At 44.5% G+C, this 12,392-nt stretch carries 11 protein-coding genes and 1 pseudogene; 4 read left to right on the forward strand and 8 right to left on the reverse strand.

Features of this window, described 5'->3' with window-relative positions; genetic code table 11:
- The first annotated feature begins 172 nt into the window (after positions 1-172).
- Positions 173-670 carry a hypothetical protein gene (locus C5Z26_RS06295; RefSeq protein ID WP_105449127.1) on the forward strand — a complete coding sequence of 166 codons (498 nt, stop codon included), beginning with the start codon at positions 173-175 and terminating at the stop codon, positions 668-670.
- A 103-nt stretch (positions 671-773) separates the two neighbouring features.
- On the opposite strand, the gene C5Z26_RS12795 is transcribed toward C5Z26_RS06295, so the two are convergent.
- Entirely contained in the window at positions 774-902 is a 129-nt protein-coding gene (locus tag C5Z26_RS12795; protein ID WP_370447968.1) for a LacI family DNA-binding transcriptional regulator, read from the reverse strand.
- Between the two features lie 74 nt (positions 903-976).
- Between C5Z26_RS12795 and scrK the strand changes: the two genes are divergently transcribed.
- On the forward strand, positions 977-1,849 hold the full coding sequence (gene scrK, locus C5Z26_RS06305; protein ID WP_105449129.1) for a fructokinase ScrK: 873 nt from the start codon (positions 977-979) through the stop codon (positions 1,847-1,849).
- A 77-nt stretch (positions 1,850-1,926) separates the two neighbouring features.
- Here the strand turns inward: scrK and C5Z26_RS06310 are convergent, their stop codons facing one another.
- From C5Z26_RS06310 to C5Z26_RS06340, 7 genes and pseudogenes are all read right to left on the reverse strand, one after another.
- Positions 1,927-3,072, reverse strand: coding sequence for an ArgE/DapE family deacylase (locus tag C5Z26_RS06310; RefSeq protein ID WP_105449130.1), 1,146 nt, complete (start codon positions 3,070-3,072; stop codon positions 1,927-1,929).
- Between the two features lie 57 nt (positions 3,073-3,129).
- Positions 3,130-5,058 carry a PTS sugar transporter subunit IIABC gene (locus C5Z26_RS06315; RefSeq protein WP_105450147.1) on the reverse strand — a complete coding sequence of 643 codons (1,929 nt, stop codon included), beginning with the start codon at positions 5,056-5,058 and terminating at the stop codon, positions 3,130-3,132.
- A gap of 295 nt (positions 5,059-5,353) precedes the next feature.
- On the reverse strand, positions 5,354-6,931 hold the full coding sequence (locus C5Z26_RS06320; protein ID WP_105449131.1) for a TIGR03766 family XrtG-associated glycosyltransferase: 1,578 nt from the start codon (positions 6,929-6,931) through the stop codon (positions 5,354-5,356).
- A 55-nt stretch (positions 6,932-6,986) separates the two neighbouring features.
- Positions 6,987-7,349 (reverse strand): annotated as a pseudogene (locus C5Z26_RS06325) (6-carboxytetrahydropterin synthase); the annotation flags it as partial.
- A gap of 3 nt (positions 7,350-7,352) precedes the next feature.
- On the reverse strand, positions 7,353-8,708 hold the full coding sequence (locus C5Z26_RS06330; RefSeq protein WP_105449133.1) for a TIGR03111 family XrtG-associated glycosyltransferase: 1,356 nt from the start codon (positions 8,706-8,708) through the stop codon (positions 7,353-7,355).
- A complete protein-coding gene (gene xrtG / locus C5Z26_RS06335) occupies positions 8,708-9,307 on the reverse strand; it encodes an exosortase family protein XrtG (RefSeq protein WP_105449134.1) in 600 nt (199 codons plus the stop codon). Before xrtG ends, C5Z26_RS06330 begins: the two co-directional genes overlap by 1 nt.
- A gap of 47 nt (positions 9,308-9,354) precedes the next feature.
- Positions 9,355-10,662 (reverse strand): Firmicu-CTERM sorting domain-containing protein, encoded by a 1,308-nt coding sequence (locus C5Z26_RS06340; RefSeq protein ID WP_105449135.1) that lies wholly within the window; start codon positions 10,660-10,662, stop codon positions 9,355-9,357.
- 281 nt (positions 10,663-10,943) lie between these two features.
- On the opposite strand from C5Z26_RS06340, the gene C5Z26_RS06345 reads away from it, so the two are divergent.
- A complete protein-coding gene (locus C5Z26_RS06345; RefSeq protein WP_105449136.1) occupies positions 10,944-11,354 on the forward strand; it encodes a peptide deformylase in 411 nt (136 codons plus the stop codon).
- 18 nt (positions 11,355-11,372) lie between these two features.
- Positions 11,373-12,377 (forward strand): FAD:protein FMN transferase, encoded by a 1,005-nt coding sequence (locus C5Z26_RS06350; protein ID WP_105449137.1) that lies wholly within the window; start codon positions 11,373-11,375, stop codon positions 12,375-12,377.
- Positions 12,378-12,392 lie beyond the last annotated feature (15 nt).

The raw sequence follows: 12,392 nt of genomic DNA on the forward strand, positions 1-12,392 counted from the left end.
GTTGTCCAAGGTCAGCTGCGACGTTTTTTTACTAAAAATCATTGTAATCGGTTTAATTTTTTACTATAAAGCATGGCCTATTGGTTCCACTTCACGCAAGCTTCCTTTATAATGAAATTCAAGAGAGAAAAAGTTCCTAATTGTCGGGATTAGGACTTTGGAGGAGATTATCATGAAAAATTTACGGGGAATGTTAGGGTTAACTTTACTACTAACATTGGGGCTAGCCGGTTGCCAAGCGACCACCAGCAAGTCCTTTCGGTCAGAACCCAAGGCTGTGCAAACCACAACCAAGGTCACCGCAGTTAATAAGGTTCAAACAAACGATTACTTAGGACGCTGGGTCAGTCCATCTGATCAAGTGGCGTTATACCTAACTTCAAAAAAACAATTGGCTTTTTTTCAAGCTAACCACCCTACAATTAAGGGCGGGTTTACTTTAAAGCTTGCTGGTAACAACCAAGCTAACTTAACACAACTCAAGTTTGGTTCCGCCAACTTGAATCTCACGACTGCCACTAGTATGATTTTAAAACGCGGCAATACGACGATTCAGCTAACAAAAGATTCCGGTTGGAGCCCGCAACACAATGTCATTCCAACCGATGCCAAAACAGCCCTGCAAACAACGGCCTTGGCGGCACCCGCCGCATTAAAACCAGAATACTAATGACACACACTAAATAATCGCTGCAAGAATTTTCATCACTAATTCTTGCAGCGATTATTTTTTACGATCAGTTAATTAGAACTTAATCGCATATTTGACCAATTCATATACCGTAACCGCGTTTGTTCAACACTCTTGAAACTGTTATCTTTGATACCCCGGCCACGCTTGCAACATCAGCTATTTTTGCTCTCATGACGTCACCTATCTCGTTGTATCCATCAGTTGCCATTTGACATAAAATTTGAATAACTGTATTATGTAAAAAAATGAAAACGATTTCTTTTCGTTTAAGGAGCGATGACTTTGTTAGTAGGTAGTATTGAAGCTGGCGGAACAAAATTTGTGTGTGCAATTGGTGATGAAGACTATCGCATCAAGGATAGCATTCATTTTCCAACCACGACTCCCGCTGAAACTTTGCAAAAGGCAATTGATTATTTCAAACAATTTAAGATTGAAGCGTTAGGCGTCGCATCGTTCGGACCCATCGAATTACGCAAGAATTCACCTAAGTATGGCTATATCACATCCACCCCTAAACCCGGTTGGCAAGATACAGATTTTATTGGCACGCTAAAAAAACATTTTGATATCCCAATGTTTTGGACCACGGACGTGAATGGCTCCGCTTATGGCGAATATGTGATGTCGACGTTAGCCAATGAGAAAATCAATTCCTTAGTTTATTACACCATTGGTACCGGCGTCGGTGCTGGCGCTATTTCTGACGGTAAATTCGTTGGCACGACTGGTCATCCTGAAATGGGCCACACCTTCCTAAAACGCCACCCTGATGATCTAGATTTTAAGGGGGTCTGTCCCTTTCATGGCGATTGTCTAGAAGGCTTAGTTGCGGGTCCAACATTCGATGCTCGGTTAGGTCGTCCAGGTAAAGATGTCCCCCTAACTGACCATGTTTGGGATATTATGGCCTATTACGTGGCCCAAGCTGCAATCCAAGCGACTTTAATCCTGCGACCAGATAAGATTGTTTTCGGCGGTGGTGTGGTTAGCGAAGCGTTCTTAACCAAGGTCCGCGCACAATTTAAGACGCTTTTAAACGATTATGTGACCGTCCCAGCTTTGGACACTTACATCACGATGCCAGTCATCAAAGCCAACGGTTCTGCAACACTCGGTGACTTTGCTTTAGCCATCCGTGAATTACAAGATTAATCTGATAACCAGTAAAAGCCGGTCAAACTAGTGACTAAATTCATCACTAATTTGACCGGCTTTTAAAGTACCAAAATTTAGTTGAAATAGGCAACAAATAAGCGTTCATACAGGTGAATAAAGTCCAAATACATCTGTTTATCCACACATTCATTGACTTGGTGTGGCGTCATATTGCCGGGACCAAACATGATAAATGGAAAATCATCAGGTTTGTCTTTTAGCAAGTTCGACGCATCCGTTACCGCTGGAATAGCCACTTTCGGAATGGGCGCACCGGCGTAAGTTGCCCCCACTTCAGCCGCTAAATCACTCAACTTGGAATCCCGCGGTGCGGCCACTGGATTCTGTGACATAAAGACCGTCAGCGTCAACTGGGCGCCGGTTGCATTCTGCTGATCGACTAATTTTTGTAACAAGGCAATCGCAGTCGCATTATCGAATTCAGGAATTGATCGAATATTGATTTCAGCAGTGGCAGTCGCTGGAATCGAGTTCACTTGATTGCCACCGTTAACAATCGTCGTGTTGAACCCTAAATCACCTAGTAGCTCGCTATGTCGATCACTATCACGAAAAGCATGTTGCGCTTGATAGAGCACCTCAATCAACGGATCAAGGGCATTGTAACCTTGTTCCGGCATCGAACTATGCGCTGTTTGACCAGCCGAATCGATGCGACTGTCAATTGACCCCTTGTGGGCAAACGCAATGTTATATCCTGAGGGTTCCCCGATTAGCAAGGCATCCACGTCTTGCATCGTCCCTTGCTCATAGAACAACTGTGACCCGGTTTCACCGACTTCTTCGGCAACTGTCGCCATTAAACGAATGCGGCCAGTCGTTAAAGTCTGGGCGGCTTCAATCTCAATCATCGCAATCACCATCGCCGCTAGCCCCGACTTCATATCCGTTGCGCCTCGACCGTAGAGTTTGCCCTGTCGTTCCGTCAATTCAAATGGATCTGTATCCCACTGATCCAAATCGCCCGGAGTAACCACGTCCATATGACCAGAAATCCCTAACACTGGCCCTTTTGTCCCTATCTCGGCCACCAGGTTGCTCCGGGTTGGGCTTAATGGCATCAAAGTCGCCTTGATGCCATGTTCTGCTAATAACCGTTGTAAGTAAGTCGCCACGGTCGTTTCATGATCATTGACCGACTTAATGCGCACTAAATCAGCAAAGATTTTAATTTTATCTTCATCACTAAATACTGCCATTTGCTCACCTTCCCTATAGTAACTAGTGTAACTTATTTCAAGTTAAGGTTGGGCAAATTAGGCTTTATCCGGTGTACTTTTAGCCAACATTTTATCAGAAAAGCCAAAACAATAGACTAAAACGGTCGCAATAATCAACGTCCCATAATGTGAAATCAAATAGCCATAAAAGTTGGGACCGATGCCCACGCCGGGGGTAATAAACGCTGGGAAACCAATCAAGGCCCCCGATAACGCATAGTTATTAACTCGGAGTAAACCGGTAAGTAAGCCGCCTAAGGCCCCCGCAATACTAGCAACGACAAAGACGCGCTTATACTTTAAGTTAACCCCATACAAGGCCGGTTCAGTGACACCACAAAAAGCAGAAATTGCGGCCGCAATTGAGATTTCACGTAAGTGTTTGTTCCGGGTTTTCAAAAAGACCGCTAACGATGCGCCACCTTGCGCAACCATCGTAATCGACAAAATCGCATTTACATAACTATGACCATTCGTCGCAATGTCATTAATGACGATTGGAATTAACGCCCAATGTAGCCCGAAGATGACCATGGTCTGATAAAGGCCCCCAATCAGTAATCCTGAAAGGGCGGGACTAAAGTTGTAAACTGTAATAATTGCATTCGCTAACCCAGCACTGATGACCGTAATAATCGGCCCAATACCGACTAGAATTACCAGACTCAAGACAAGGGCTTCCAGAATTGGCACGAACACACTTCGTAAATACAACGGAATAATCTTCTTTAACCCACGCTCGACATACTTACCCAACCAAGCAGCAATAATAATTGGGAAAACGGACGCTGAATAACTCACTAAATGCGTCGGTAACGTTAAAAAACTAATTTCAGCAGTCGCCGCTTTCCCCGCCGCCGCGATAATCGTCGGATATATCAGAATACTCCCGACAATTGCGAGCACGATTGGATCTGAACCTAACTTTTTAGCCGCCGTAAACCCTAAAATTACCGGCAAAAAGTAAAAAATAGCATCACCGACTGCATTTAAAACTAAGTAAGTCCCACTAGTCGTACTTAACAGCTTAAACCCAGTCAGCGCCGCCAAAATTCCTTTTAAAATCCCGGAACCGGCCAAAATCCCAATCACGGGAATCATTGAAGCCGTCATCACACCAATCATTGCACCAAATTGATGTTGGCCCCACGTTAACCAATTTCGCGACCCTGGCGCAGGACTAGTGGCCGCCACAGCTGCTTTAGTCGCCGCTGTATCCGCATATTGGGGGCCTAATTGCGCAATAACCTCATCGTAAACGTCATTAACTGCGGGGCCGATGACGACTTGATATTGACCACCGGCCTTAGCAACATCAATCACGCCGGTTAAGCCTTGAATCACAGCGGTATTGGCTAACGTTTCGTCTTTTAAATAAAAACGTAACCGCGTAATACAATGAATCAAGCTATTAACATTGTCAGCACCACCCACATTTTCAATGATCGCCTGAGCTAACGCCGCATACTTGCTTTGACCTTTGACCTTGGTCATTGGCTTAGTAGTCGTCTCAAGTTGGCTGGTCACCATCGCAACCGGCTGACCGGCTTTTACAGTTGCGTCGCCGGCCGTTAAGAACAGCTGAGCGGCGCGATCCGCGGCATTCGTCAATACCGTGATGACGGTCACCGGTTTACCAGCTTGTCGAATTGCAGCCAAATCCATTGTGACTAATGGTTGCCCGGCTGTTACCTGCGCGCCCATCGCAACCGTCACGGTATAGGGTGCCCCCCTTAATTCAACCGTATCCACGCCTAAATGCAATAAAACTTCTAACCCCGTTGCCGTGCGAATGCCAATGGCATGTTTTGTTTCAGCAACCAGCATCACTTCACCCGTCACTGGGGCTAAAATCTGACCATCCTGTGGTTCAATCCCGAACCCGGGGCCCATTAACCCTTGTGAAAACACCGGGTCATCAATTGCTTTTAACGCTAGTAACTGGCCATTTACTGGCGCTTGCATTGTTATTTGTCCTAACTTAGCCGTCAATTGTTACTCCTCCTCAATCATGCGTGCATCCGGTTACATTTACAATCAAAAAAATGATAATAAGCCATTCAAACGAATAGGTTATTATTATAAATGACGCACCAACCAGTACCCAATGTTAGTCAGCTTTAGTCATTGGGACAAGTCTACCAAATGTTAGCGCTTAATTGAAGCATATGGACATGTTAAGTCTGCCAACTAACCAACGCCACCAAAAAAAGACCCGAGTTAGACCACTCGCGTCTTGCTTGGTAGCACTACTTTCAAGTTAAGCATCCGCCGCCTTGGCTTTTTCAACCTTGGTTTCATACCAGCCAAAGAGCCGCTGGAAATTTCCCAACGCCGTTTCAAATGAGAAGGCAAATAGCAGCAGCAGGCATGGCAGATACTGAATCAAGTATCGGCTCCGACCGCCTTCAAATAGCAGTAGGAACATAAACCCACCGACCATGGCTAATCGCAACATCTGAATGACATCCCGTCGTGGCCCAAAGCCTAACGCAATGGTCACCAGCAGTACAATCCACCACAACTGGGCTGCAAATCGAAAATCTGCGATATGCCGACCATATAAATAAATATAGTTTTTCAACTTATTACTGATACCTTGATTACTTGGCTTTTGGCTCTCACGGAAGAAATGACCTTCCCGCAACCAACCAAAGGTCCCATCAGCGGTATTATTCCGTTGTTTCAAAACTAAAAACTTCAAATAGCCCAAGCCGCCCAATTTCTTTAACCGGGTGGTCAACATCTTAATGGAATAATCCGTTTTTTGTTTTTCAGTTGGTAAGACGGCCATTTTAATAGCTTGCTTTTCGCTATAGCCCCCTTCACCATAGACCCCCATCGCCATAAAATGAATCGCTGGAATCGACCGCGACTTATCCAACTTAATGTAGGTCTGATGCTGAATCTTGTTATTAACGATCATATACGTGGCCGCACCACTATCACCAATTAAGACAGCCATTGCTAACATTAACAAGACCCCTTGGGCCGTAAAATGCCGTTTTTGAATCAGCCAAGCCAATGCTTCAATAATCACAATCGCAATCACTGGAATGATGGAAGACGGCTTCATGAAGTACGTTAAAATTACGCTAATCCCAAAGCCAACGGCGGCACCACCGCGCGCTGCAAATGGCATTGTCTTTTTCCGCATGATGAAATAGCAAAGTAGGTAAAATGAAACCAGTGGTAATCCCCAAGCATCGGTATAAGGCATGATAATACTTGGAAAAACAGCCAGCCAACCGCAATGGATATAGATTGCAGCCCCAACGGCGCGCCGTTGAACCACGGCCACACTAAATAAGTTAAGCACAGCCGACAAATCTACGAAGAACAACGTGACAAAATCAAAGAATTCCCACGACGTCTGCCCCGTTAACTCGGTGAGCCAATGCATAAACAGCATAATTGGCATATTATTTTGATTTAAACTGTAATAGGCAGTCACGCCCGTCTCTTGAACATGCTTCGCGCTAGTCGCCGCATAATGCAACATGCCGGCATCAAAACCACTCACCGGATGGACATAATGGACAAAGAAAATCTGACCAATTAGAATCGCCACTAACATGAAACTCCCCGTCCATAATTGGTAGGTCACAAAGATTTTCCGAAACCAATGATTGAAACCTGGATAAGCATAAATCATGACCATAATCACGATAATCGCAATCACTAAGCTAGTGGTGACCATCGTGGTACTCGTGCCAAAGGTGGGATTGTCCCCAATAATAATATTAGTCGAGGTCAACGCAAAAAAGAGGGTCAGAAAAAACAAGACCCGCCAAAAAATATTAATCACGGTATGACTGAAATTATAAAATCTACGCATTTGATTGTCCTTGTTGAGTTTGATCCGCCTGAACTTCTTCAGTCGGTAATTTTCGTTCCGTGACATCAATACAAAATGATCGTGTCGGTGAATCACTGACTTCAATTCGTAAGAGCATCGCACCGTTGGCTCGTAAAATTTCATCAATTTTATCGAAAAGGTATTCAGTCACATTTTCAACGGTCGGATTAATCACTTCAAAAGCTGGCAAATCATTCAAATACTTCCCAGACAATTCGTCAATGGCGCCATGCAACGACTTTTCAATGTCAAAAAAGGAAACCATGCCTTCAAAGGCGTGCAATTCGCAAATGACTTCCCAAGTATGATTATGCTTTTTACCCGTTCCAGACTTCCAACGGACCGCATGACTAGCATTAACGTATGATTTAATTTTGTATGACCGTTGTTTGACCATGACTTATTTTCCTTTCCGATCCTTTTGACGGCGCGCTTGAGCTGTCTTGACGTCATCTTTAAGCACGTCGGTCAACTGTTGCATCTCATCATTAATCCCACGTAACTTCCACGAAGCCTTGGTCGTCATGGCATTGATAATCCCAATCAACCGGATCCATGAACAGATTAACGTATAGACTGGGAGGGTAAAAATCACCCACCACAGATGTAAATAATAATGTTGTTCCTGTTGATAATTGCGCAGTAAGACCCCGACACTAATGAAATTGACCAAGGCCACAAACACGTATAAGAAATAAATCAACACGTATGACAACATCATAATAATCGACGAATAACCAAACGCAATTAAAACCACGCTGGCAAAAGTCCAAATCATCTTGGGAAAACTAAAGGTATGGTCAATCATCATCCGCCGCACTAAAAAATTATTAAAAAACTTTTTTAAGCTGGCTGATTTGGCCATATAGTTATGCGCCACTTCCATTTCGCCTCGTTGCCAGCGTTGCCGCTGTGTATACAACTCCGCTAATCCCGAAATGGGCTCCACATAAAAGATCGCATCCGCACAGATAATCACCTTTTTACCCAATCGCGTTCTAATCTGGAACGTCATATCGGTATCTTCACCAATCGTGTCAATGTCATATAAGAACGTCTCCATGAGGACTTCACGGCGAAACGCTGAGAATGCCCCAGACATTGTAAATAATTGATCACGTGATGATTCGATGGTCCGTCCGGATAAAAACGCTTGGGCATATTCGTAATATTCATTTTTAGCAATCATGCGATGCCACCAGCCCTTAACCCCGTCCACGAGGTCAGATTTAGGCAAAATAGCACCCGTCATCGCCGCAATACTCAAATCATTTTCAAACCGTAAGACCATCTCTTCAACCGCTCGAGGTTCCAAAACGCCATCACTATCGATATTGATCACATACGTGCCAATACTTTCATAAATAGCGGTATTGAGCGCTTTAGCTTTCCCATTATCGGTATTAACATAGCGTAAAATCAGCTCTGGAAATGTATTTTGCGCCCGTGCATAAGCCCCAAAGCTATCATCCGTACTTTGATTATTAGCTAACACAATTTGCATCGCATCTTTGGGATAGGTTTGATTATTAATTGACCGAATACACTCAAACAACGTATCTTCTGAATTATAGACCGGCACAATAATCGAGACCCATGGCCATTTACCCGGTGGCGTTAACTTAGGCTCATGTAGATGTGAATGCAGTAACTTGATGGTTGACGTGATCGCTGGAATAATTTCAACAACAATCGGAATCAGCGCCCATGTAATCCAGAAACCCATTCTGGTCAATGCTAAATTAATCCAGTACATCACAGTTTAACGTGCCTCCAATCCAGAAATTCGCGATAAATACCGCGGGCCAATTGGGAGTAAGTGAAGACATTGTAATACAACGCGATGACCAGCACATAAAACACTAACCGACCAATCACAGAATGCGCTAAAAAGAACGTGTCACCCCCGCCAAAATGCACAATGGTGATCACGACAATCAACCGTAAAACGTTGATTAAATAAATGTAAACCACACCAAATAACGCATAGAACACTTTTTCTTTCCGTTGATACATCGGGAAGAAAACGACTAAGGCCACAAAGGCACAGGTTTCAATAATGCCGGAACATTCATAGTCAATCGACATGATGACTGGATTGTGCCCATTAGTGATATAAACCAGGCCCGACTTAAACATGACGTTACACCAGTGTGTCACAAACGCAAAGCCATTGACACCATGAATCACGGCGTGCGTAAATAGCCAGACCCAATAGGGGCGACTTAACGCTGATAAAATAAAGAAAAGTCCGGCGCTGCCGACAATAAAGAAGAAAGCAGACAACCGGGCTCGCTGTAGCACTGATAGCACGTACAGCCATACTACCGTTCCCAGTAGGATATATACGTTCATTAACATCAGTCCTATATCATATTACTTGTTAAAATTTTTCATTAACCTTATTTACTACTAATCCGAGGTCCTTGGCCCTTGAAGCCATTTTTCTTGAATTTAACATAACCAATACCTGCGATGAAGACCCCAATCCCAGATAACAAGATTGGTCCCGTTGACCCACCGGCGACGGTGACTTTTTCATTACCAATATTCGGATTATACATGGTAATCGTTTGGCCGGTCATCGTTGAGATATTAAACTTACTAAGGTTGACCTTAAACTCGGCAATACTATGGCTACCATCATTTGAGACGTATCCGGTCCCAACAGTACCATATTGGCTGCCTTCATTCCACTTACCACCAGTGAAACTAACCGCCTTCGACTCACCTGAGCTAACGTTGCTAGGGATATCTTTAGACCAGACGTAGTACTTCTGACCACCGATATCAAAGTTATAATCACCATAGCCAGGGACAGTGCCATACTTCATTTTGACATAAACATAGACATAGTTACCGTCACTGACCATCGCCGTGTAACCGTTGTAACCTTCTGTCAAAGTCATGTTTTTCCAATCGGAAAACTTGCCATCAATGCTAATATTCGCATTATCATTGTCATTATTGGCGTTGGCATCGGTTGTCGTCGTGTCTTTAGAGCTTGAGTCACTCTTATCCGTAACAACCCCGGCACTCGACGTACTGCTAGTGCTGCTGGCACTGGTTGTACTTGTGCTACTTGAGGCAGTACTGCTGGTACTACTACTACTGTTAGCGGCACTACTGCTATTAGTTGAGGCTGCCACTGAGGCAACGGTTGTCGTCACAGCAGAACTCCCAATGTTAGGGTTAGTCATCGCAACTTTTTCACCCGCTGTTAAATCAGAAATATCAAACTTACTGAGATCGACCTTAAATTCGGCAAAATTATTTTTACCATCATTATAAACATAGCCGGTCCCAACTGTACCGTATTGCGTGCCCTCGTTCCATTTACCACCAGTAAAGGTCACTTGTTTGGTATCACCCGAACTCAGGCTGCTAGGAATATTATTAGACCAAACGTAATACTGCTTGCCACCGATGGTAAAGTTATAGTCCCCATAACCTGGGACATTACCATTCTTCATCTTAACGTAGACATTAACTGATTGCCCATCACTGACCATGGCGGTATAACCGTTATAGCCTTCTGTTAAGCTAACACCCGACCAATCCGAAAACTTCCCATCAATGGAAACGTTCGAACTGGTACTGTTAGCACTAGTTGTGGCAGCTGCACTTGCGCTTGTGGGCGTCATCAAAGTGACCGTACTAGTTAACCCTAGCATGGCTGCACCTACCATCATTACTGTTCGTAATTTCATACTGTCAGCTTCCCTCCAAAAAAACTAATTTAGCTTTTAAAGCTTGAATCATTCACGTTAAACCGTTTTAACGGTTTAACTATCTTAACGTTTTACTATCTTTGCTATGCTAACATAAATTTTAGTATTTTAACATAGTTAATTAGCCTTACCGCTACAGTTCATTATACTAGCTTCTGTCCAAATTGGCGAACAATAGTTTTGATAATTGGCAGAACTTGCGTCAGCGCCTGAATGGTCGCTATAATAGCTTTAAAAGTAATCGCTTTAGGAGGCTTTTCATGATTAAACCCATCGTATATGACCCAACTGCTTTAACCCAACCGGCGGTGCCTGCCAAGCCAACTGATTTAGCCGTCGTGACTGATTTATTGGATACCCTCCAAGCCCATACCGCTGATTGTGTGGGCTTGGCCGCCAACATGATTGGCGTCAATAAACAAATTATTGTCGTCCAAATGGGCCCCTTTGCCATGGCCCTGCTTAATCCAGTTATGCTTAGCCATAGCGGCACCTACACAACTAGTGAAGGTTGCTTATCTTTGACCGGCGAGCGACCAACGACCCGTTATCATCAAATTACCGTTAAATTTCGAGACCGACAGTTCAAGCCCCAGCAACAAACTTTTAATGACTTCACAGCTGAAATCATTCAACACGAAATTGACCATTGTGCTGGTATCTTAATCTAAATCGTTAGGACCGATTCGATGACCACTTTAAACTTTGACGGCCAGGCCGCCATTCCACAGCTGGCAACTCAGCGCCAGCATCAAACTCACTACGCCCTTGGCACCAGTATTGACTTAACCCTCTTTGGTAAAGCACCTAACCAGGCCCTGACCAATGCTTGTGCGCTAATCGACCAATATGAAGACCAGTTGACTATCAACCGCGCCTCATCCGAAGTCATTGCCATTAACCAAGCAGCGGGCCAGCATCCGGTGCAAGTTAGTGCTGCGACTTACACCCTAGTTAAGCACGCCATTCAGCTCAGCCAACAGCACTTTGGCTTTAATGCCTTGATTGGCCCGCTAGTTAAACTCTGGGAGATTGGCTTTACTGATGCGCATGTCCCAACGCCAGCAGCAATCACTGCCCAACTTGCTTTGGTCGATCCGACCCAAGCTACTTATGATGATCAAGCCTACAGTATCTATCTCCATCAACCCGGGATGCAGCTTGATTTAGGTGGGATTGCTAAGGGTTATATCGCCGATCGGATTCAAGACTACTGGCAAGCCTTAGGTCAGCGGGCTGGGATGATTAACCTAGGCGGCAACCTCCTAATGGTTGGCGCCTCACCACTACACGCTGATGGTCAATGGCGGGTTGGCATTCAAAATCCGTTAACGCCGCGTGGCAATGCAATTGCCAGCGTCACGATTGGCCCCTGTTCAGCAGTGACCAGTGGCATTTATGAACGGCATTTAGAAGTGGACGGCCACTCCTACCATCATATCTTAGACGCCAAGACTGGCTACCCTCGTGAAAATAACTTACTGAGTGTCACGGTTTTTTCAAAAGCTTCTATTGATGGTGAGATTGAAACGACCCGCTTGTTTTTTGCCGGCCAACCACACCCTGATTGGGGCGTGGCACGTGACGATCTCTATGGCGCCATTTTTGTCACTAAAGATCGCCAGCTTCAGCTTGTGGGGCTAGCCCCTGAAGCAGTGACATTATTAGATGAGACGTTTACTATTGCGCCTTAACTGTTCCAAATTAAA

It is taken from the genome of Lactobacillus sp. CBA3606 (genome assembly GCF_002970935.1).
Classification (GTDB): domain Bacteria; phylum Bacillota; class Bacilli; order Lactobacillales; family Lactobacillaceae; genus Lactiplantibacillus.